General features: G+C 40.4%; 17 protein-coding genes. 13 read left to right on the top strand and 4 right to left on the bottom strand.

Translation table 11 applies throughout. The features are described 5' to 3' along the window. The first annotated feature begins 96 nt into the window (after nucleotides 1-96). The 5 genes from ACH0CI_RS14045 (at nucleotide 97) to ACH0CI_RS14025 (ending at nucleotide 5,822) form a co-directional block, all read left to right on the top strand. Nucleotides 97-3,909 carry an Ig-like domain-containing protein gene (locus tag ACH0CI_RS14045; RefSeq protein WP_406901677.1) on the top strand — a complete coding sequence of 1,271 codons (3,813 nt, stop codon included), beginning with the start codon at nucleotides 97-99 and terminating at the stop codon, nucleotides 3,907-3,909. A 183-nt stretch (nucleotides 3,910-4,092) separates the two neighbouring features. Continuing rightward, a complete protein-coding gene (locus tag ACH0CI_RS14040; protein WP_335388098.1) occupies nucleotides 4,093-4,935 on the top strand; it encodes an aldo/keto reductase in 843 nt (280 codons plus the stop codon). A gap of 92 nt (nucleotides 4,936-5,027) precedes the next feature. Further along, nucleotides 5,028-5,315: a hypothetical protein gene (locus ACH0CI_RS14035; protein WP_157774319.1), complete on the top strand. Its 288-nt coding sequence runs from the start codon at nucleotides 5,028-5,030 to the stop codon at nucleotides 5,313-5,315. A gap of 86 nt (nucleotides 5,316-5,401) precedes the next feature. Then, complete coding sequence (locus tag ACH0CI_RS14030; protein WP_080754385.1) at nucleotides 5,402-5,569, top strand: Fur-regulated basic protein FbpA; 168 nt, start codon at nucleotides 5,402-5,404, stop codon at nucleotides 5,567-5,569. 49 nt (nucleotides 5,570-5,618) lie between these two features. Continuing rightward, nucleotides 5,619-5,822 carry an IDEAL domain-containing protein gene (locus ACH0CI_RS14025; RefSeq protein WP_016766443.1) on the top strand — a complete coding sequence of 68 codons (204 nt, stop codon included), beginning with the start codon at nucleotides 5,619-5,621 and terminating at the stop codon, nucleotides 5,820-5,822. A gap of 528 nt (nucleotides 5,823-6,350) precedes the next feature. Here ACH0CI_RS14025 and ACH0CI_RS14020 read toward each other — a convergent pair. The 4 genes from ACH0CI_RS14020 to ACH0CI_RS14005 all read right to left on the bottom strand — a co-directional run bounded on the left by ACH0CI_RS14020 (nucleotide 6,351) and on the right by ACH0CI_RS14005 (nucleotide 10,911). After that, entirely contained in the window at nucleotides 6,351-7,706 is a 1,356-nt protein-coding gene (locus tag ACH0CI_RS14020; protein ID WP_033578244.1) for an arsenic transporter, read from the bottom strand. Between the two features lie 438 nt (nucleotides 7,707-8,144). Beyond that, entirely contained in the window at nucleotides 8,145-9,254 is a 1,110-nt protein-coding gene (gene menC / locus ACH0CI_RS14015) for an o-succinylbenzoate synthase (RefSeq protein ID WP_406901676.1), read from the bottom strand. Beyond that, nucleotides 9,251-10,078: a GNAT family N-acetyltransferase gene (locus ACH0CI_RS14010; RefSeq protein ID WP_406901675.1), complete on the bottom strand. Its 828-nt coding sequence runs from the start codon at nucleotides 10,076-10,078 to the stop codon at nucleotides 9,251-9,253. The genes menC and ACH0CI_RS14010 overlap by 4 nt, the downstream gene beginning before the upstream one ends. A gap of 26 nt (nucleotides 10,079-10,104) precedes the next feature. Further along, nucleotides 10,105-10,911 carry a MurR/RpiR family transcriptional regulator gene (locus tag ACH0CI_RS14005; RefSeq protein WP_406901674.1) on the bottom strand — a complete coding sequence of 269 codons (807 nt, stop codon included), beginning with the start codon at nucleotides 10,909-10,911 and terminating at the stop codon, nucleotides 10,105-10,107. A gap of 189 nt (nucleotides 10,912-11,100) precedes the next feature. Here ACH0CI_RS14005 and ACH0CI_RS14000 point away from each other — a divergent pair, with 189 nt between their 5' ends. The 8 genes from ACH0CI_RS14000 to ACH0CI_RS13965 all read left to right on the top strand — a co-directional run bounded on the left by ACH0CI_RS14000 (nucleotide 11,101) and on the right by ACH0CI_RS13965 (nucleotide 21,687). Continuing rightward, nucleotides 11,101-12,471: a sigma-54 interaction domain-containing protein gene (locus ACH0CI_RS14000; RefSeq protein ID WP_406901673.1), complete on the top strand. Its 1,371-nt coding sequence runs from the start codon at nucleotides 11,101-11,103 to the stop codon at nucleotides 12,469-12,471. A 73-nt stretch (nucleotides 12,472-12,544) separates the two neighbouring features. Beyond that, nucleotides 12,545-13,861 (top strand): aspartate aminotransferase family protein, encoded by a 1,317-nt coding sequence (locus tag ACH0CI_RS13995; protein ID WP_406901672.1) that lies wholly within the window; start codon nucleotides 12,545-12,547, stop codon nucleotides 13,859-13,861. A 63-nt stretch (nucleotides 13,862-13,924) separates the two neighbouring features. Continuing rightward, nucleotides 13,925-15,331, top strand: a complete 1,407-nt coding sequence (locus ACH0CI_RS13990) for a sodium:solute symporter family protein (RefSeq protein WP_034269962.1) — start codon at nucleotides 13,925-13,927, stop codon at nucleotides 15,329-15,331. 130 nt (nucleotides 15,332-15,461) lie between these two features. Then, nucleotides 15,462-16,799: an MFS transporter gene (locus tag ACH0CI_RS13985; protein WP_328173347.1), complete on the top strand. Its 1,338-nt coding sequence runs from the start codon at nucleotides 15,462-15,464 to the stop codon at nucleotides 16,797-16,799. A gap of 331 nt (nucleotides 16,800-17,130) precedes the next feature. Then, nucleotides 17,131-20,160, top strand: a complete 3,030-nt coding sequence (locus ACH0CI_RS13980; RefSeq protein WP_406901671.1) for an efflux RND transporter permease subunit — start codon at nucleotides 17,131-17,133, stop codon at nucleotides 20,158-20,160. A gap of 346 nt (nucleotides 20,161-20,506) precedes the next feature. Beyond that, a complete protein-coding gene (locus ACH0CI_RS13975) occupies nucleotides 20,507-20,680 on the top strand; it encodes a Fe3+ hydroxamate ABC transporter substrate-binding protein (RefSeq protein WP_406901782.1) in 174 nt (57 codons plus the stop codon). 104 nt (nucleotides 20,681-20,784) lie between these two features. Next, nucleotides 20,785-21,048: an autorepressor SdpR family transcription factor gene (locus tag ACH0CI_RS13970; protein ID WP_013082079.1), complete on the top strand. Its 264-nt coding sequence runs from the start codon at nucleotides 20,785-20,787 to the stop codon at nucleotides 21,046-21,048. Further along, the gene (locus ACH0CI_RS13965; RefSeq protein WP_335708487.1) at nucleotides 21,049-21,687 is read left to right on the top strand and encodes an SdpI family protein; all 639 of its coding nucleotides are present in this window, start codon (nucleotides 21,049-21,051) and stop codon (nucleotides 21,685-21,687) included. The last annotated feature ends 16 nt before the right edge of the window (nucleotides 21,688-21,703 follow it).

Below are 21,703 nucleotides of genomic sequence, written 5' to 3'. Positions count from 1 at the left end.
AAAACTAGGTAAAATGCTTTAATTTTTATAGAACTGTGTCGATATAACGAGAGATATTAAAATGCGTTAGACAGTACATGAAAATGGGGGAACAAGATGAGAAAGTTAACGGCATTAGCTTTAGTACTAAGCGTACTGCTGTTTCAATTCACGCCGCTTGCTAGCGTGAAAGCTGAAACGGTAGAACCAGTTGTGTCTGTAAAATTAGTAAACTATTTAGGAGATCAGCATGCAATTACAATTAAGCCGTCTTATTTATACACTATTAAAAACTCGGATTTGGTCTTAAATGCAAATACAGAGTATACGGTAACCGCAACAACTCAAGGTGTCACTTTAAAACAAGGAAGCACTGTCTTAGGTGAATTTACAAGCTTTGAAATTACACCGTCTCTTTATAAAAATCCCGTATCTATTAACGGCAGACAGTACTTAGGTGACGTGGCGTTTACAAATGAAAAGGGAACGTATGTCAGACCTGTTAATACGCTCCCGATTGAAGACTATTTAAAAGGCGTTGTGCCAAATGAAGTCTATACATCTTGGAATCTGCAAGCTTTAAAAACTCAGGCGGTAGCAGCAAGAACATACGCAATGAGCTATGCAGGAAAAGTAATCAATGATACGGTAAGCTATCAAGTATACGGTGGCTATACGTGGTATGACAGTACAAACCAAGCAGTAGATCAGACATTCGGACAAGTAGTCACCTACAACAATAAATTAATCAATGCCGTTTTCTCATCAAGCAACGGCGGAAGAACCGAATCAAACAGCAACGCTTGGGGAGGAACTCAGCTTTCTTATTTCCCGGTGAAAGAAGATCCATACGATAAGCGGACGCCGTGGACGTTAGCTATTCAAAAAACGCAAATTGATTTAACAGGAAAAGATTTAGCTAACTATAGCGCTTGGTGGAATACGGTTTCTGAAAAAGATAAAACCGTTACAGATAATTTGAAGTCATGGTTAGTAGCCAATAAGCATCCTGGTAAAACGATTAAAATTACGTCTATTCCAAAGGTGAGTTTTTATGCTCCTTCATCAGGAGGTCGTGTGACTAAAGGTGCAATTACAGTGGACTACCTCGTTAAAGGAGATGTAGACAGTTCGCAAAAACTAGTGGTTCATCATTTGGAATTAAAAGATTTAACATCGACGAAGCTAAAATCAATGTTAAACAGCCGTGCGATGCTTAGTCTGCTTGTAACGGAAACAAATGAAACAAGCACATCAACAACTTTTAATGGTAAAGGAAATGGACACGGTGTTGGAATGAGTCAATACGGTGCTCAAAAAATGGCAAGCCTAGGCAAAGACTATTGTGAAATTTTAGATTTTTATTATCCAACGACTACTCTTTTAAGTTTTTATACAACAAAATATCCGCGAAAAGAGCAGGAGCAAGAACCACCGAAAGATACGGTTGCGCCTGATGCACCTTCAGTTAATGCATTAGGAGATAACCAAACATCGCTTACGGGCGTGACAGAACCAAATGCTTCTGTTATTGCAAAAGTGGAAAATGAAGTAATTGGAACGGGTCTTGCTGATGAAACTGGAAAATTTGCAATTACGATTGCCAAGCAGCCAGCAGATACAAAAGTGTCTGTAACGTCTAAAGATGCAGCTGAAAATGAAAGCAAGGCCACAGTAGTGACCGTAACGGATCAAACGCCGCCTTCTGTTCCAATTGTAAATGAAGTAAGTGACCAAGATACGACCGTAACAGGCGTAACAGAAGCAAACGCCGTCGTGACGGTAAAAGCAGGCGATGCAACGTTCTCTGCAGTAGCGGATGGTAACGGTACATTTACTGTTTCAATTCCAGTACAAATAGGCGGAACAACAATAGCGGTAAGTGCAAAAGATAAAGCAGGAAACGAAAGCCAAGCGCCTTCTTTTGCGGTTAAATCTACGTTAAAAGCACCGCTTGCACCCAAAGTAAATGAAGTAAGTGATCAAGACACAATGATCAAAGGAACGGCTGAAGCAAATGCAACGGTTATCATTAAAAACGAAAGTCTTCAGCTTGCAGCAGGCAACGCAGATGCTAAAGGAAATTACAGCATTTCGATTGCAAAACAAAAAGCAGGAAGCACGCTGTACGTGACGGTTCAAAATGCAGGTGGAACAAGTTCAGCCGCTGCGGTGACCGTACAGGATAAAACGGCACCAGCTGCGCCAAAAGTAAATGCAGTAAGTGATCAAGATACAAAAGTTACAGGTGCAGCAGAAGCAAATTCTACAGTTACGGTAAAAGTAGGAACTACAACTGTAGGAACGGCTAAAGCAGGTGCAAATGGAGCGTTTTCTGTTTCCATTTCTCATCAAAAAGCGAATACAAAGCTAAGCGTACAAGCAAAAGATGCAGCAGGAAATAGCAGTACTGTATCGACTGTAACTGTTACGGCAAAGCAAAAAGCTCCGGTAAAACCAACAGTTAATGAAGTGAGTGATCGAAGTACAGCCGTTACGGGTACCGCAGAAGCAAATGCAACGGTTGTCATTAAAAACGGAAGTCTTCAGCTTGCAGCTGGTAAAGCAGATGCTAAAGGAAATTACAGCATCTCGATTGCGAAACAAAAAGCAGGAAGCACCCTGTCTGTAACGGCTGGAAACACAGCGGGCGTGAGTCCAGCTGTAACTGTAACCGTGCAGGATAAAACAGCACCCGTTACACCAAAAGTGAACGCTGTAAGCAATCAAGATACAGTCGTAACGGGAAGCACAGAAGCGGGCGCGGAAGTGCATGTAAAAATTGATAAAAAAGTAATTGGCAAAGGAAATGCGAAATCGGATGGAACGTTCAGCATCACCATTCCAAAGCAGCCTGCTACTACAAAATTAGCTGTTATTGCAAAAGATGCAGCTAATAACTATAGCTCCAATGCGTTTGTAACGGTTAGTGCCGTACAGACAAAACCAGCGCTTCCAACCGTTAATACGCTTACTGAAAAAAGTACAGCAGTAACGGGAACAGGAGAAAAAAATGCGTCCATTTATATTAAAGTAGGCGGAAAAATTATTGCAAGTGGGAAAATTGATGGAAACGGCAAGTTCAGCGTGAAAATTCCTGCTCAAAAAGCAGGAACAGAAGTGACGGCGGTACTGCAAAATAAAGTAGGATACAGTCCGTATAAAATTGTAAAAGTACAAGATACAACGCCGCCGGCACCTCCGGCAGTTGATGCCGTTACGTCTTTGTCCACATTTATCTTGGGAAAAACAGAAGCAAATGCCGTGATTACGATTAAAAGCGGTACAAAGCTAATCGCGTCAGGCAAAGCAGATACTAAAGGGCAATTTAAAGTAACGATTCCAAAACAAACAGCAGGCGTAAAGCTGGCTGTTACAGCAAAAGATGCAGCCAATAACTACAGCTCCAATACGTTTGTAACGGTTAGTGCCGTACAGACAAAACCAGCGCTTCCAACCGTTGCTACGCTTACTGAAAAAAGTACAGCTGTAACGGGAACAGGAGAAAAAAATGCGTCTATTTATATTAAAGTAGGCGGAAAGATTATTGCGAGTGGGAAAATTGATGGGAACGGCAAGTTCAGCGTAAAAATTCCTGCTCAAAAAGCAGGAACGGAAGTGACGGCAGTTCTGCAAAATAAAGTAGGATACAGTCCGTATAAAATTGTAAAAGTACAAGACACAACCCCGCCGGCACCTCCGGCAGTGAATGCCGTTACGTCTTTGTCCACGTTTCTCTCTGGAAAAACGGAAGCAAATGCTGTGATTACGATTAAAAGCGGTACAAAAGTAATCGGATCAGGCAAAGCAGATAGCAAAGGCCAGTTTAAAGTAACGATTCCAAAACAAAAAGCAGGCGTAAAGCTGGCTGTGACGGCAAAAGATGCCGCTGGAAATACAAGTTCAGCAGTCAATATAAATGTTAAATAAAAACAAAAAAGAATTCTCTGCGGAGGATTCTTTTTTTAGTGATTTTTAAGAGGGATAGAAGGTTACTAAAAGGTTACCTTAGAACTTTGAAGTGCCTAACTTACTTTAAAGTGGGTTCTATCTTTTTCTTTTTTTCTGTTTCATAATAACAAATGTAAAGAAATTAGCAGGGGGTTTTTTATAATGAGTAATCATTTGCAAGATACAGTAACACTTCACAACGGAGTCAAAATGCCTTGGCTTGGATTAGGCGTATTTAAAGTAGAAGAAGGGCCTGAATTAGTGAACGCGGTGAAAACAGCTATCGTCAAAGGCTATCGCAGCATCGATACGGCAGCTATTTATGAAAATGAAGAAGGTGTAGGAGAAGGAATTCGCCAAGGTCTGAAAGAAGCAGGTCTTTCACGCGAAGACATTTTTGTTACATCAAAAGTTTGGAACGCAGATTTAGGCTATGAAGAGACGCTAGCTGCTTACGAAACAAGCTTACAAAAGCTTGGCTTAGAATATTTAGATCTATACTTAATTCACTGGCCGGTAGAAGGCAAGTATAAAGAAGCGTGGAAAGCATTAGAAACGCTGTATAAAGAAGAAAAAGTAAGAGCTGTGGGCGTAAGTAATTTTCAAATTCATCATTTAGAAGACTTAATGAAAGATGGAGAGGTTAAGCCTGTTATTAACCAAGTGGAATATCATCCTCGTTTGACGCAAAAAGAGCTGCATGCTTTTTGTCAAAAGCACGATATTCAGCTAGAAGCATGGTCTCCGCTTATGCAAGGAGAATTGCTAGATAACGATGTGTTAAAAGAAATTGCTGAAAAACACGGCAAATCAGTTGCTCAAATTATTCTGCGATGGGATCTGCAAAACGGAATTGTAACGATTCCAAAATCCACAAAAGAACATCGTATTGTTGAAAATTCATCGCTATTCGATTTTGAATTGGATACTGAAGACGTAAGTAAAATTAATGAATTAAACCAAAATCACCGAGTAGGTCCAGATCCGGACAACTTTGATTTTTAATAGAAGAACTAAGAGGCTGGGAGAAACGTATTTTAGCCCAAGTGAAAAACGAACCATTGATCAACAAGTTTGATTAGTGGTTCGTTTTTTTTATGGTGAATACAGCTTCATCTGTTTCGTCCTTCCAGCGGTTGATTGAAGGGCAAGGCGAAGACTCCTGCGGGAAAAGCGGGACAGATGAGACCCCGCAGGAGCGTAAGCGACGAGGAGGTTCAGCGCCCGCCCGCGGAAAGCGAAGCCTTGCATGGAAATCAACGGCGGTGTCAAAAGCGGTTCAGCTCATGTATCTCATTTGTTCGTCTTTAGGTTGGATTCAGTTAGTTCTGTCCCGGCCTCTTTTTATGCATTATTACATAAATTTAACATTTTCTTCACAGTAAGCTAAAGGACGGGCCGTATCATAAAGAAAGGTCGTGAAAGATAGAGAAATCATTTCATTTTTAAGCGTAAAATAGGCGGTGTAACCATGACGAAACAAGCTTACTCTCACATACAATGTAAAAAAACATCAATGATTGATTTATTGCTGGATGCAGGAGTTTATAAAAAAGGAAACAAGCAGCTATACGAGCTTACGCTTCAAGAGCTAGAATCAGAATACGAAGCTGTTTCACAGCAGCGCATATCTCAATGAAATTTTGATACATTGCTAGAATTTGTTATAATAGAGGAAAGGATAGGAGTTGATTTATATCGAAAAGCACCCGACAGACTCGCAGCCCATCCGTATGGATATCCTCGATTCTATATTTGCTAAAATGGTATTAAATAAGGCTATCCGAGATTTTAGAAGAGATCAAATTTTACGTGAAGTCGATCAAACATTAGAAGAAAGAAACAAAGAAAAATTTTTTCAATTAATTGAAGAATTAAAATCAATTTCGTAAAGGGCGTTCGCGCGATAGAATTTGATTTTATCATTTTAGCATATAAAAACAGGTAAGAAGCGGCATGCTTAGTTACCTGTTTTTTTGTCGTTTTATTGTAAAACAAGGCCTGATATAAGAAGTGCACCTTGCTAGTAAACAGACAAAAAGAGCAAGTCTAATGTACTCACTCTTTTCAGAAAGGTATGGGTTTTAATGAGAAAATGAATGTCACTCTCTAAATGTTGCGTGTGGGGTTTAGAAAGTTCTATGCATCTGCATATTTTCTACTTCATTCGCTCTATGTATTGTTAAAGTAACAATATAACCATATCTTATCACATGAAGGAAATTCGATTCAATATATTTATTGATTTTCTTTTTAAATTGTTCTAAATAATTAGTGAATGTAAAAAATTGTTTTTATTGGGTGAATGTGTATCTATGAAAAAACAATAGAAAAATCTTGTGGGTTTTTATGGGAGACATTTGTTTATTTCTGACGGACTGTAAGCTTCAAAAGAGTACAATCCGTCTTGTAAATCAGTATTAAGAAAAAATGAGCTGAACCCAGTAGAATAGGAGGAAAAGAGTAACGATCGTGGTAAGCGGGATAACAATAAGTGATACTTTTAAATAATCTTTCCATTTTACCTTGATATGATTTTCTTTTAAAATATGCATCCAAATAAGAGAAGCCAGTGTTCCAATCGGCAATAAAAGCGAGCCCATATCACTTCCAATAATATTAGCAAGATAAATGGTTTTAAGAGTAATAGGATCGAGCCCCATTTCAGTCAAGGTAATGGTTCCGACCATCAGGGCAGGGTGATTGTTAAACAAGTTAGAGAGAATAGAAACAAGTCCTCCCATGATAAAGCTTGCTTCAAAAAGTCCTCGATTTACGATTGGTTCGCAAACTTTTACAAGCAGCTCCGTTAATCCTACGTTATGCAGTCCGTAAATAATAACGTACATCGAAAAGGCAAAAACGAAAATGTGCCACGGCGTTTTCTTTAAAATATCAATCGGGTTTGTACGTAAGTGATACCATCTCCAAACAAGCAAGATCAGTGAGCCCAGTACAGCAACCAATTCGATTGGTATGCCGAAATAAGAGGCGACAAATAGGAGACAGCGCATAACAAACACAAATAATAAAACTTTCAGCATAAATTGTGTGCGTTTACGTTTTGTTTCAACAGAAATGCTTCCTTTTAAGGGGTGAAACTGTTTCGTAAAGAAACTTTCTTCTATATCTTTTGAAGCATGCGGCAGTTTTTTTGGCAAATGGCGTTTTACGACCGTATACATGAGCCAAGACATAAATAATAAACCAAGTGTCGCCGGTACAAACATCATCGCCGTGTGCATATAAAGCGACATATGAACAATTTTTAAGGCAATCAAATTGACAATATTACTTACACCTATAGGCGCGCTGGAAGCGGTAGCAATAAGCGCTCCACTTAAAAGGTAGGGGATCTGCTGGTGGGGTTTTAGCTGAAGGTTTTTCAAAAGTAGAATTAAAATTGGAGTGGTAATTAAAATACTGCCGTCATTATTAAATAGTAAAGTCATTAAAAAGCAAAGCAGTTGAATGTACCAATATAATCGGTACCCTGAGCCTTTGGATAAACTCACTAGTCGTGCAGCTGCCCAGTGGAAGAATCCAAAACTTTCTAATATGACGGCCATGACAATGGTGGCAATAATGGTGATAGAAGCGCCGCTTATCTTTGCAAAAATATCAACAATGTCTGATTTGGATACAATCCCTGTAAGCAGGATAATGGCTGCTCCTATGGCTGCCGGCCATGCTTCGTTGATGCCGTTTGGCCTCCAAAAAATGACGAGCATTGTCATTGTAAACACGAAAATGGCAATTCCAATTTCAATATTCATCAGTATGCTCCTTTCTTCTAAAATTTGTAATGAATATACCCTTGCATGTCCCTTACACTCTATTTATATTCATTTATTACTAGAAGGATTGTGCATAAGACCATTTTTGCTAATATGTTTGTTTATCTTGCCAAGGCACGTATCATCTCGGGAGAGGAGCCTATAAAAAAGAGGCTGGGACATAACTAAATCCATCCAATCTAAAAAGAAATCAATTGAATAAAGGAGCTAGTATGCGTTGCTTTTTACACCGCTGTTGATTTGCGTGCAAGACCTCGCTTTCCGCGGGCGGTAGAGCCTGGCCCTCCAATCCACAGCTAGAAGCCACTACATACATGAAACCTACGTTCACGTTTATCATCACAATGAAAAGATCCGAACGGTGTACCGTTCGGATTGTCCTTCAACTAACATACTTTTGTTCCAGCCTGTTTAAGATTAGCAAGTATAGGTTTTTTCGTGTAAAGTTAGCGCTTTTATCTGATCGTGATCAGGTTCATAGCCAATGCCTGGTGTATCGGGAACGGAAATAATGCCGTTGTCGACCGTGATTTCCGGATGAACAATATCACGCGGCCAGTATTTAGAGGATGCGGCCGTATCTCCGGGAAGCGTAAAATTGGCAAGTGTGGTAATGGCAATATTATGTGCTCGCCCTACACCTGATTCGAGCATACCGCCGCACCATACGGGCACACCATGAGTTTGACAAAGGTCATGAATTTTTTTGGCTTCGGTTAGTCCGCCTACGCGTCCAATTTTAATATTAATAATTTGCGTGCTTCCAAGTTTAATAGCTTTTCGAACGTCTTCAGCTGAATGAATGCTTTCATCTAAGCAAATAGGGGTGCTCATGCGGGCCTGCAGTTCAGCGTGATCAATTAAATCATCATGAGCTAACGGCTGTTCAATCATCATTAAATCAAACTCGTCAAGCTGAGCAAGGTGATCAGCATCTGCAAGCGTATAAGCAGAGTTCGCATCAACCATCAGCGGAATAGAAGGGAACTCGTTTCGAACGGCGCGCGTCAAGTTAAGATCCCAGCCCGGCTTAATTTTAATTTTGATTCGCTTATATCCTTCATTCAAGCCGGCTTCAATTTTTCGAAGCGTTTCGTCAATCGTAGGCTGAATGCCAACGCTGAGACCAACTTCAATTTGACTTTTACTGCCTCCTAACGCTTTAGATAGAGAGAAGTTTTGCCTGCGCGCATACAAATCCCAAACTGCGCCTTCTAACGCCGCTTTTGCCATGTAATTGCCGCGAATATGAGCAAAGCGTTGGGATACTTCGTCAGGATGCTGAATTTCTTTCTGTTGAAGCAAAGGAATTAAAAAATCCTCCATAATGTGCCAGTTTGTTTTGATCGTTTCTTCTTTATAAAAAGGATCTGCGCACGCTACGGATTCAGCCCAGCCGGAACGTCCGTCTTCGTCTTGAATTTCTACTAAAATAAAATCTCGATCCACTTCTTTTCCAAGACTTGTCGTAAACGGATGAAGTAAATCCATTTTTAAATGGCGTAAAATGACGCGTTTTATCTTCATTTTTGCACCTCTTTTTTCGTTAAAATATAAAAATGAACGGGTGCGCTGCTTTCTGGATGCTTCATAAAACCTGTTACTTGGAATCCTTTTGCAAAACACGTTTGAAATACGTATCTTGTACGCATCCGCCAGTCCAATGCGAGAGAAGGAGAGACTTCTTTCATTTGCTGAAAAGCAGATGGTATAGCTACAGCTACAACCTCATCATTTAACAGTTTTTCATCAATATTTGTAACAGAAGGAAACCCTTCATCCGTTAACGTCCATTGAATGAGCGATGCCTCCATTATTTGATCTGGCGTATAAAGAGGCTGAGCTCGTGTTGTATCCTCTAAAGATGCCCATTCTACAACGAATCGATCAGAAGGCAAGTCAGCATTTAACGGATCATTCATGTCTCCGTAGCAGTTTTCAATATATGTAGAACAAAGGGCTCCAAGCTTTCCAATATTTAAATACCCGTTGGCGCTTTCTAACGGATCATACGTCCAGCTGATATATGAATAGCCCTTTTTTTTACTTTCCTGTCTCTGCGCATGCTTAAGTTTGGCACCGATACCCATGCTGCGATAGGCAGGGTCAACTGCTAATATATGAGAACATAAGTAGACGCACGTTCCGTCAAACCCGGGGAAACTATATTGAAAGCCAATCAGTTTTTCATCTAAAAACGCACCGAGAACAAGACCTCCGTTTTTAACAGCGGTCAAAGTTTGATGAACGGGCGTTGCTTCTTCTTCTCCCCAGACGCGGCTTTCTAATGCGCGTACGTCTTCTAGTTCATTGGTTGTTGTAAGTGAACGAATCGTTAAAGCTTCAGTCATATGTTTACTTCCTTTCTTTTAATCATTTATTCTAAAAAGATGCCTTGCTCGGTATAGAGCTTTTCCAAGTGTTCTTGTCTTTTTCCAGCCGTTTTTTCATCTCTTTTTTGCATGCTGCTAATGACAATTTGAGACAGGGCAAGAAGTGATAAAATATGTTCGGTTGTTCCGGCTAAAAGCGTGATATCAGCGATTTGACCTACCGGAGATAGACGGCGGTCTGTAATGGCAATTACTTTCGCTCCTTGTTTTTTAGCCTGCTGAGCTACTTCGAGCGCTTCTTTTGTATAGCGCGGCAGTGAAAATACAACAACGGTTGATGCGCTCGTGAGATTGCATAGCGTTTCAAGAAAGAATCCAGTTGGAAAAGATAAAAGAACATGATTGCGAAGCTGATTCATTTTATAATACAGCCAGTAGGCTGCCGTATGAGATTCACGGAAACCCGCAATATACACTTGATCACTTTTGATAAGCGCATCTACAGCTTGAGATAAATCCTTTTCGTCAACGGGGGAAAGCCATTCACTAAAAGGTTTCTTTTCTTCCGCTGCAGAATCAGCTGCATGCTTGCTAGCTGCTTCTTTTGATTCGGCAGAAGCAATCCATTCTTTTCGCATTAGCTCCTGCAAATCGGAAAAACCATTTAACCCAAGTGCGTAAGCTAGACGAATAACGGTTGTTTCACTGACACCTGCTTCTTTGCCAATTTGCCCGGCCGTGTACAGCGAGCCTTTTTCCATAAAATTAATGAGAAACTCCGCCACTTTTTTTTGACCGCGAGAAAGGTCAGGGAATTTATGTTTAATTAATTCTTGAAATGATGGATTCATATAGCCTCCTAAAAAAGAAGTTATAACTTCATAAAAATATATTAATGCATTTTTAACTTCATTTCAATTACTGTTTCAAAATAAAAAGAAGCCCTCGTGATATAATAAATTGATTATTCAAAAATAAATGACATTATTCAAAAACGAATTATATTTTATTCAAAAATGAATAGAAAGCGGGGAGCATACATGAATTCAGAATGGAATGAAAATCAGTGGATCCTTCATTCATTAAAAGATGATTTGCTTGTGACGGATGAAAAAGGCATCATTGTCCGAATACATGAAGGAACGGGAAACATTTACGATGTAAAAGCTGAAAAACTGCTCGGAAAGTCTGTTTATGAACTTGAAAAACAAGGACTGTTTACGCCAATCGTTACCCCAATTGTGCTTGAAACAAAGAAGAAAATTACGCTTGTACAAACAACTAAACAAGGCAAGCAGGTACTCGTTACGGGCATTCCGGTCAAAGATGAAAAAGGTGAGATTAAAAGAATCGTCAGCTATTCTCACGATGTAACGGAGCTGATGGAAATGAAAACATATCTTGATGCGATGGAAGGCGAAATGCAGCGCGTAAAGAGCGAGCTTATGCTGCTGCGGAACCAAAATCTATCAACAGAAGGAATTATATGCAACAGCGATAAAATGCAGCACGTTCTTCGTACGGCCGTTCACGTTTCGAACGTAGACGTAAATATTTTGCTTTTAGGGCAGTCCGGAGTAGGAAAAACGCATTTAGCCAAGCTGATACATAACAAAAGTACAAGAAGCAAAGGGCCGTTTATTGAAGTGAACTGCGGGGCGATTCCAGACCATTTATTTGAGGCTGAACTGTTTGGATATGAGGCAGGGGCTTTTACCGGTGCATCTAAAAATGGAAAGGTGGGGCTGGTCGAATTAGCAGACGGGGGCACGCTTTTTTTAGATGAAGTGGGAGAGCTGTCACCGGCGCATCAAGTGAAAATTTTAAAGCTCATTCAAGAAAAACAGTTTTATTCCGTTGGAGGAAGAAAGCCCAAAACCGTGGACTTTCGCTTAATTGCAGCGACGAACAAAGATTTAGAAAAAGCCGTTGCTGAAAAAGAATTTCGAGAAGATTTGTATTTTCGTTTAAGCGTTGTACCGATTACCATTCCATCTTTGAACGAGCGTCCTGAAGATATTTTTCCGCTGCTCACACATTTTGCCGAGCAGTTTGAAAAGAAATACAACCGAAAAAGAACGTTTGATAATGCGGTTATTCACGCACTGCTTACACATGAGTGGAAAGGAAACGTACGAGAGTTAATCAATGTGATTGAACACGCGGTGGTTGTGTCTTCACAAACGCTGATTACAATGGAGCATTTGCCGCATTCTCTGCATAGGAAAAAACGGATTCAACACGTTGAAGAACATGGGGAAATGAAGCTTAATGACGCGTTAAACGAGCTGGAAAAAGAGATATTAGTAAGAGCAAAAAAACAGTATAAAACGACAACAGAAATAGGGGAAGCACTGGGAATCAGTCAGCCTTCAGTTGTTAGAAAATTAAAAAAACATTCCGTTTTTTAACGTATTTGGCACGCTCTTTGCATGTAAAACAAGTACAAACACATTACTTGATAAATTGCGAGGAGGAAGTCAGATGACGCAGGCATCACTTACACAGTTAATGAACAGTTTACCGGATTTACTAGCACCAAGCATGGCGAAAGATCACCCTAATTTACCGGTGGTAAAAGCAGAGGGCTGCTACTACTACGGAGCGGACGGAAAAACGTATTTAGATTTTACATCAGGTATTGCAACAGCGAATACAGGTCATCGTCACCCTAAAGTTGTACAAGCGATTAAAGAAAGCGTTGATCATCTTATGCACGGCCCGTCAGGTGTGATTATGTACAAATCTATTTTACAGCTTGCTGAAGAATTAAAAACAGTATTGCCAAGAGGCCTGGACTGCTTTTTCTTTGCCAATAGCGGAACTGAAGCAATTGAAGGAGCGTTAAAACTGGCAAAGTACGTGACGCAAAGACCTTATACGGTTTCGTTTATGGGCTGCTTTCACGGCCGTTCTCTCGGAGCGCTTAGTGTGACAACATCAAAAAGCAAATACCGAAAATTTCTTCAGCCATCGGGCTTAACGTATCAAGTGCCTTATGCAGACGTGACTCAGTGTCCAAAAGGAGAAGATCCGGAAATCTACTGCGTGGAAAAGCTAGAAAAAGATTTTGACACGTTGTTTAAGCATCAAGTAACGCCGGAAGAAGTGGCGTGCATGATTGTAGAGCCGGTTCTTGGAGAAGGCGGCTACGTAATCCCGCCGAAAGCGTGGCTGCAAAAAATAAGAGAAGTATGTGACAGACACGGCATTCTGCTTATTTTTGACGAAGTGCAAACAGGATTCGGACGCACCGGCGAGTGGTTTGCAGCTCAAACCTTTGATGTAACGCCTGACATTATGGCAATCGCAAAAGGCATAGCATCAGGACTTCCGCTAAGTGCTACCGTAGCTTCCAAGCAGCTCATGGAAAAGTGGCCGATTGGTACACACGGAACAACTTTTGGAGGCAACCCCATCGCTTGTTCAGCAGCACTTGCGACGCTAGACGTACTAAAAGAAGAAAAGCTGATTGAAAACTCAAAAGCAATGGGGAAATATGCAGCGGATCAGCTTCAGCATTTAAAAGCGAAGCATGAAGTGATCGGAAGCATTCGTTCAGTAGGACTAATGATTGGAATTGAAATTATTAATCCGAAAACAAAGCAAGGTGACGGAAATCTTCTTCTTGAGATTTTAGACAAATGTTTGGAAAAAGGGGTGCTGTTTTACCTTTGCGGAAATAGCGGAGAAGTGATTCGAATGATTCCTCCTTTAACGATTACAAAGAAAGAAATTGATGCCGGGCTTCGCGTGTTAGACGAAGCATTGACAGAAATCACAAGTCTTCACGTGATCTAAAGCTTTAAGAAGCTCTTTGTTTCAACGAAAGATAGATTGACCCATAATAAGGAGGAATCTGTTATGAACGGACTGGATATGACGGTTATGTTTGTCTATTTTGGCGTATTGGTTGTAGCGGGTATCATTGGCTCGTTAAAAGCAAAGTCATCAGAAGATTTTATTTTAGCCGGGCGAAACTTAGGGATGTTTATGTATTTAGGATGTTTGTCTGCCGTTATTTTAGGCGGGGCGTCAACGATTGGAACGGCTCAGCTTGGCTACGAGCACGGGCTGTCTGGCATTTGGTTTGTGACGATGATTGGACTTGGAATCATTACGCTTGGCACGATTTTTATTAAGCGGATTTCGTCGTTGAAAGTGACCACTATCAGTGAATTGCTAGGAAAAAGATATAACGCTCAAGCGCAAATTATCAGCGCCGTTGTTGCCGCTATTTATACACTCATGGTATCGGTCACTCAAGTGATTGGAATGGGAACGATCATTCATGCGTTGCTTGGATGGAACATGACGGCATCGATGTTAATTGGCGGTTCGATTGTTTTGTTCTACACGATTTTAGGCGGAATGTGGAGCGTAACGGTTACTGATATTATTCAATTTGTTGTGATGACGGTGGCGATTTTTGGATTTATGCTTCCAATGAGTGTATCAGAGGCAGGAGGTTTCAAAGCCCTTACCGGAGATTTACCATCATCTTATTTTGATTTTTCATCGATTGGATACGGTCAAATCTTTCAGTATTTCCTTTTGTATACGCTTGGTATGGCAGTGTCTCAAGATATTTGGCAGCGAGTATTTACGGCGCGAACAGAAAAAATTGCGCGAAACGGCTCTATTTTTGCAGGGGTGTACAGCATTGCCTACGCAATTGCGGGAAGTGTAATTGGAATGTGTGCATATTTGCTGCTGCCAAACGCAGAAAGCAGTCAAAGCATTTTTGCGACGCTTGCGATTCAAATTCTGCCTCAAGGGTTATTAGGTCTCGTGCTGGCAGGCGTTTGTTCGGCGCTGATGTCAACTGCTTCCGGAACGCTGCTTGCGTCTTCTACGCTGATTAGTAACGATATCATTAAAAAAGTATGGCTTAAAAATATTTCAGAGAAAAATTATTTAATTTTAACCCGTGTGAATACACTTATTGTCGGCGTGCTTGCTATTATTTTTGCTCTTTGGATTCAAGACGTACTTGTTGCTCTAGACGTTGCGTATGCCATTTTATCAGGAGCGATCTTTGTTCCGTTTGTTGTCTCGCTGTTTTGGAAAGACATTCATCCAAAAGCCGGAGTTTCAGCGATTGTTGTCAGTACGCTAGTAGTACTTGGAGGTCTATTGATTGAAGGGCTTTCTTCTACCACGCCAATCCTATACGGAATTTCAAGCAGCATCATTGTAATGGCTGGATTTGCGGTTATGGCTCGAAACAAAGAACTGTCTGATCAAGAAAAGGTTCAAGAAGATATGTGAATAAGGGGGGAAAAAGCTTCTCATAGTAAAGTGAGAAGCTTTTTAGCATTTTGTATGCATAAGTATAGACAACGAACGGCAAGGAGGAGTACACTAGACGCTCAGATTATAGAGATAAGGAGATTGGTACATGAAAAGCAGAACGTCCGTAATGGTTAGTATTGTGCTGGCGATGCTAGTGGCTTCGCTTGATTCAACAATTATGAATACGACGATGCCTGTTATTGCAAAAGAGCTTGGAAGATTTGATTTGTACGCGTGGTCGTTTGCTTCGTACATGATTGCCAGTACGATTTTATCTCCGGTAGCGGGAAGATTATCGGATTTATTTGGCCGCAAAAAAGTATTTGGGTTTGGAATTATTGCTTTTTTAATTGGTTCAATGCTTTGCGGCGTGGCAAATACGATGATTCAGCTTGTTCTTTTCCGTGCGGTTCAAGGAATAGGAGCCGGGTTTATGGTGGCCTTTCCCGCTATTATTGCCGGAGACTTATTTCCTGTTGAGAAACGAGGGAAAATTCAGGCGCTCTTTACAACGATGTGGGGATTATCAGCTGTGTTAGCACCGCTTTTAGGCGCTTTTTTTGTGGATTATTTAACGTGGAGATGGATTTTCTTTATTAATTTACCGGTATGTATTGTTTCATTTCTGACGTTAATGCCGTATCAAGAAAGCTATGAGCCGAAAAGAGCAAAAGTCGATTACATCGGCGCTATTTTGTTTGGAGCGGGCGTTACCTCACTGCTGCTTGTGACAGTAGTGGAACAAAACCGAATTGTGTATGCAGTCGTTGGACTTATTTTATTAGTGATCTTTTATTTGCATGAACGAAAACATGCTTCTCCGATTGTACCGCTGTCTATGTTCCAAAACAAAACGCTGTCATGGATTAATATTAATGCGTTTATTGGAACAGTAGCTTTATTCGGAACATCAAGCTACATTCCGTTATTTTTACAGCGAGTAGCGCATTTGTCACTGTTTATGAGCGGAGTGGCGCTGTTAGGAACAGCGGTTGGATGGATGTCTGTGTCCGTGCCTGCAGGTAAATGGATTTTAAAACACGGCTACAGAAAGCTGTTGTTAATCGGGAATGTGCTGCTGGTTGGTTCGGGAACACTTCTGCTTATGCTAAATGAAAGTCACGGCTTCTTTTATGTGTTTTGCGTCATGATTGTACAAGGACTGTCGTTTGGTCTGCTTTCTACGGTTGGAGTCATTGGTGTACAGCAATTAGTAGGAGGACATGAAAGAGGTATTTCAACGTCATTTTTTATGTTTTGCCGAAACATGGGAACAGCAATCGGCGTTACGATTATGGGTGCGTTGCTGACTTCAGGCGGAAGCTTTATGGCAGGCATTCATCACTTGTTTTTATTTGGCTTTGCCGGAAGCATCGTGGCGTTATTAACGTCGTTAAAGATTCAAAACGATACGGAAACAAAGCACAATCGAGCTGCTAGTTGAGGGAATTTATGCTAAATATGTTTATTTCATAAAAAAACGGGAAAAAACCAAATAAGGTCATAGAATTGCCTGAGAAATCGTAGGCATATTCTTCTTCTTCTTTCACTTACTACATGTGGGACGCCGGGTATCGGCGTCTTTTTTTTTTGCTGTAAAAGAGCTGATTATATAATCAAACGCATATACATAAATGATTTTGTTCAAATAATGGGACTTTTTACAAAAATAAGTCTTTAAATGGTAAGTAACATTAGGTATAATTTAGGAGTTATTTAGCATATTTTAGAAATGTTTGACTGAGTTTGTACGAAAAAGTGAAAGGGGATATTTCATGTCATGGCTCACCAAATGGTCGTTTAAAAACAAAGCGGCTATTACCATTATGTCTATTTTAATTTTAGCTTTAGGAGTTATTAGTTATTTTACACTTCCGATGGAGTTCCTGCCCACCGCTGATCAGCCTCAAGTGTCAGTAGTAGTTATGGGGCAAGGAACGGATGCGGATTCTATGGAAAAACAAGTTACGTCACCAATTGAAGAAGCGGTAGCCGGTGTTAAAGGAAAAAGTAACGTGTATTCGACAACGGGAGACGGCTATTCCAAAATCGATATTTCATTTGAATCCAAAACGGATATGAAAGAAGCAAAAACAAACGTCCAAGAAGCGCTGTCTTCGGTGCAGCTTCCAGCCAGCGTATCAAAGCCTAATGTTATTCAATTAAATACCTCTATGATTCCCATCGCAGATATTTCACTCACATTTAAAGAAGGATTAACAAGAGACAATCTGGATCTTGCAGAGAAAAAACTGATCCCTAAATATAAAGACATTAAAGGCATTGCGAGTGTTCAAACGTATGGAACAGCGGATTCCTACGTGTCTATTAAAGTGGACAATAAAAAATTGTCACAAAAGAACGTGACGATTGATAAAGTCATCAGCGTGTTAGAAGGAAAAAACACGTCGCTTGCAGTTGGAGAAAAAGTCATTAATAACAAGTCGAGCAACATCAATGTAACAGGTAAAGTTGACAGCTTGGACAAAGTGAAAAAGCTGCCGGTTGCACAGGGTGTAACGCTAGGCGACCTTGCAAAAGTAGAGGTGAAAAAGCCTGAAGGCGTCGTGACGCATATTAACGGAAAAGATGCACTTTTACTTATTGTGACAAAAGACAGTCACTCAAACGCCGTTAGCATTACAAAAGAAGTAAAAAAACTGTCTCAGCAAATTAGCAAAGACTATCACAATGTGGACGCTTCTGTATTTTTTGCAACAGGGGATAGCGTACAAAACTCTGTTCATTCCATGATGAAAGAAGTGTTGCTAGGCGCACTTTTTGCGACCGTTGTCATCATGCTGTTTTTACGCAGCGTTCGCTCTACGTTTATCACAATTGTATCCATTCCATTGTCGCTTTGCTTTACGCTTTTCTTATTGTCCAAATCAGGCGTCACGCTTAATATTTTAACGCTTGGAGGAGTAGCGGTAGCAATTGGAAGATTAGTAGATGATAGCATTGTTGTCATTGAAAACATCTTCCGGAAAATGCAAAAAGAAAAGTTTTCGCTTGGGCTGATTATTGATGCCACAAAAGAAGTAGGCTCTGCTATTACCGCTTCTACGTTAACGACAGTAGCTGTCTTTTTACCAATCGGCCTTGTAAACGGAGGACTTCAAGACTTTATGCTTCCGTTTGCTCTAACGCTGACGTATTCACTGCTATCTTCATTAATTGTGGCACTTACGGTTGTACCGTTAATGAGTGCAGGATTATTAAAAAATGAAAAGATTCGCAAGCACAAGCAGCCGGTTCGTTTTACAAAGGTCATTACGTGGTCGCTTAATCATAAATGGGTTGTGCTGCTGCTTTCGCTGCTTTTATTTGTCGGATCTATTGGCGCGTACACAATGATGCCTAAAGGAGCGGTGGATAACTCTTCGTCTGACTTTGTAGGCACAACGTTAAGCTATCCAAATAATACGCCAATTAAAACCGTAGAAGAAAAATCACTGCAGCTTGAACGCTATATTTTAGCTCGAAAAGAAGTAAAAGAAGTATACATGCAGCTTGGTAATACGGACGAAGGAGCCAAGTGGGGAGACGTTGGTTCACCTACTGAAGCTACGTATACGATTACCGTAAAAGACAGCGGAAACACGGATTCGCTAATGAAACGAATCAAAAATCAAAAGAAGCTCTATGACGGAGGGGATCTTAGCGTAAGTGCTGCTTCACTAATGGGAGCGTCTACTACTTCGATTACCGTTGATGTAATTGGAAATGACATGAATAAGTTAGAAAAGACGGCAAGCAGCATTAAGAAAGAAATCAGCGATATAAAAGGAGTAGACAAAGTTTCTACGAACCAAGACGAAAAGAAAACGATTTACTCTTTAGACGTAGATCCAACAAAAGCGAATACGCAGCAAGTAGCGCAGCAGCTTGGCGTTATGCTGAACAAAACGCCGATTGGAGCGATAGATTTAGAAGGCAAGCAAGCAAACGTGCTTCTTGAATCTGTCTTAAATCCAACATCACCAAAAGAGTTAAAAGATATTTCTATTATGACAGAGACAGGACCGTCACCTGTTTCAAAAGTGGCTTCGCTAACGCAAGCTGAAAAGCCAACCAATCAGTTTCATAAAAATGGAGACCCGTATATTCAAGTAACAGCGGATGTCAATCCAGAAAAGCTTTCAGAGATTAATAAAAACATCCAAACAGCGATTTTTGGAGACGGTAAGAGTAAAGGGTTATCCATTTCAAAAGATGTGGACGTTGTAATCGGAGGAGCAAGCACTCAGCAAGGAGAAGATTTCTCTGACTTGTTCATTACGATGCTCGTGTCGATTGGTATTGTGTTCTTAATTATGGTCATTACGTTTAAAACGATCCGCACGCCGTTTGCCATTTTATTTTCGCTTCCGCTTGCAGCGATCGGTGCCATTTTAGGATTATTAATCAGCCGCATTCCAGTAGACGTAACGGCTTTACTTGGAGCACTGATGCTGATTGGTATTGTTGTAACGAATGCCATTGTACTATTGGACCGCGTGAAGCAAAATGAAAAGAAAATGATTATGCGCGATGCCATTGTTGAAGCAGCCGCTACGCGTATGCGTCCAATTGTTATGACGTCTGCTGCTACGATTTGTGCAATGCTGCCGCTTTTATTTAAACAAAGCGAAAGCGGAAGCCTCGTTTCTCAAAGTCTTGCAGTCGTTGTAATCGGAGGATTGGCTGTTGCAACTCTGCTTACGCTTGTAGTCATTCCAGTTGTGTATGAACTGCTTCACTTCAGAAAATCGAAAAAGCAGAGAATACGGCAAAAACAGCAGGAAGACGTAACGCCGCTATAATGTTTAAAAGAGGTTAGGACATAAGTAATTTAGTTGAAGGAAGAGGCTGGGACAAAAGGATTTTAGACAAAGTGAAAACCGAACCATTAATCAAGATGTTTGATTCGTGGTTCGGTTTTTTTGTTAGGGTAAACATAGGTTTCATGTGTGTGAGGCTTTCTAGCAGTTGATTGGAGGGAAAGCGAAGCCTTGCACGGAAATCAACTGCGGTGTCACAAGCGGCTCAGCTCATTCTCTCATTTGTCTGTCTTTAGCTGGAATTGATTTGGTTACGTTCCAGCCTCTTTTTTATGAAACTTTTTGGCTAGTAAAACGTATAGTTAGACAAAGAGATGGAGGGGATAATATGTTTCGAATAAAAGAGCAGTGTTCTGTTTGTCAAAAAGAAATTCAGCCGAATGAAGAAGTATGGATGAGAATGAAGTATCCAAGTAAAAGAGGAATGACCGAAATCAAAGCTTTTTTGCATCAAGAAGCGCAGTTTGTATGTATGGACTGCTTTGAAAAAACAAAAAAATGAGTCAAATGCGGTGTTCTCTTTTCAAAATATTGACATAGTATGTTCTATAGTTTAATATTTAGATAATTATCTAAATACTTAAATATCATGGAGATGAACTTCAATTGAATGAAACGTTTAAAGCCTTAGCGGATCCTACTCGCAGAAAGATTTTAGAGCTGCTAAAAGAGCGGGATTTAACCGCAGGAGAAATTTCCGAGTATTTTAATATGACCAAACCAAGCATCTCAAATCATTTAAAAATCTTGAAGCAAGCGGACCTCGTTCAAGATGAAAAAAGAGGGCAGTTTGTGATTTATTCGTTAAATACAACCGTTTTTCAAGATTTAATCGGCTGGTTTTTCAGCTTTCAGAAAGGAGAGAGTTAAATGAAAAAACACGTATTTCCTTTAGGCATTACCCTTCTAACATTGGTTGCATGGATAATTGCACTGCCGCACCTTCCAGCTACGATGCCCATCCACTGGGGAGCAAATGGAGAAGCAGACGGATTTGCAACGAAGATCAACGCAATGATCTTAACAGTAGGAATCATGGTACTTATTTATTTTGTCATCGCCTTTGTTCCGCGAATTGATCCGCGTAAAGAAAACTATAAGTACTTTTCAAAAACGTATAACATTCTCTTAAACGCCGTACTGCTATTATTCTTTTTTGTAAATATGAGCACTATTTTACAGGGGCTTGGCTATAACGTGCCGATGTCGTACATTGCTCCGATTATGGCTGGACTCGTTTTTATCATTATCGGAAACTACTTGCAGCGCGTGCGCTCTAACTATTTTATGGGGATTCGTACACCATGGACATTAAGCAATGAAAACGTATGGAAAAAGACGCATCGTTTATCTGGAAAGCTCTTTTTTATTGGCGGACTGCTAATTCTTATTAGCGCTTTTTTACCTGATGGATACAAGTCAGTTATCATGTGGGGGAGTATCGTTCTGTGCGTGGCGGTTCCTTATCTGTATTCGTACTTGGCGTATAAAAAAGAAATGAATATGTAGTCATACCAAAAAATCC

It is taken from the genome of Priestia sp. 179-F W1.4 NHS (assembly GCF_045369295.1).
Classification (GTDB): domain Bacteria; phylum Bacillota; class Bacilli; order Bacillales; family Bacillaceae_H; genus Priestia; species Priestia zanthoxyli.
This window is presented reverse-complemented; position numbering and strand designations above follow the sequence as displayed.

Bases quoted from the DNA above. Each gene is read 5' to 3' on its own strand.
- ACH0CI_RS14045 (WP_406901677.1), top strand. From the start codon at position 97: ATGAGAAAGTTAACGGCATTAGCTTTAGTACTAAGCGTACTGCTGTTT.
- ACH0CI_RS14040 (WP_335388098.1), top strand. From the start codon at position 4,093: ATGAGTAATCATTTGCAAGATACAGTAACACTTCACAACGGAGTCAAA.
- ACH0CI_RS14035 (WP_157774319.1), top strand. From the start codon at position 5,028: ATGGTGAATACAGCTTCATCTGTTTCGTCCTTCCAGCGGTTGATTGAA.
- ACH0CI_RS14030 (WP_080754385.1), top strand. From the start codon at position 5,402: ATGACGAAACAAGCTTACTCTCACATACAATGTAAAAAAACATCAATG.
- ACH0CI_RS14020 (WP_033578244.1), bottom strand. From the start codon at position 7,706: ATGAATATTGAAATTGGAATTGCCATTTTCGTGTTTACAATGACAATG.
- menC (WP_406901676.1), bottom strand. From the start codon at position 9,254: ATGAAGATAAAACGCGTCATTTTACGCCATTTAAAAATGGATTTACTT.
- ACH0CI_RS14010 (WP_406901675.1), bottom strand. From the start codon at position 10,078: ATGACTGAAGCTTTAACGATTCGTTCACTTACAACAACCAATGAACTA.
- ACH0CI_RS14005 (WP_406901674.1), bottom strand. From the start codon at position 10,911: ATGAATCCATCATTTCAAGAATTAATTAAACATAAATTCCCTGACCTT.
- ACH0CI_RS14000 (WP_406901673.1), top strand. From the start codon at position 11,101: ATGAATTCAGAATGGAATGAAAATCAGTGGATCCTTCATTCATTAAAA.
- ACH0CI_RS13995 (WP_406901672.1), top strand. From the start codon at position 12,545: ATGACGCAGGCATCACTTACACAGTTAATGAACAGTTTACCGGATTTA.
- ACH0CI_RS13990 (WP_034269962.1), top strand. From the start codon at position 13,925: ATGAACGGACTGGATATGACGGTTATGTTTGTCTATTTTGGCGTATTG.
- ACH0CI_RS13985 (WP_328173347.1), top strand. From the start codon at position 15,462: ATGAAAAGCAGAACGTCCGTAATGGTTAGTATTGTGCTGGCGATGCTA.
- ACH0CI_RS13980 (WP_406901671.1), top strand. From the start codon at position 17,131: ATGTCATGGCTCACCAAATGGTCGTTTAAAAACAAAGCGGCTATTACC.
- ACH0CI_RS13975 (WP_406901782.1), top strand. From the start codon at position 20,507: ATGTTTCGAATAAAAGAGCAGTGTTCTGTTTGTCAAAAAGAAATTCAG.
- ACH0CI_RS13965 (WP_335708487.1), top strand. From the start codon at position 21,049: ATGAAAAAACACGTATTTCCTTTAGGCATTACCCTTCTAACATTGGTT.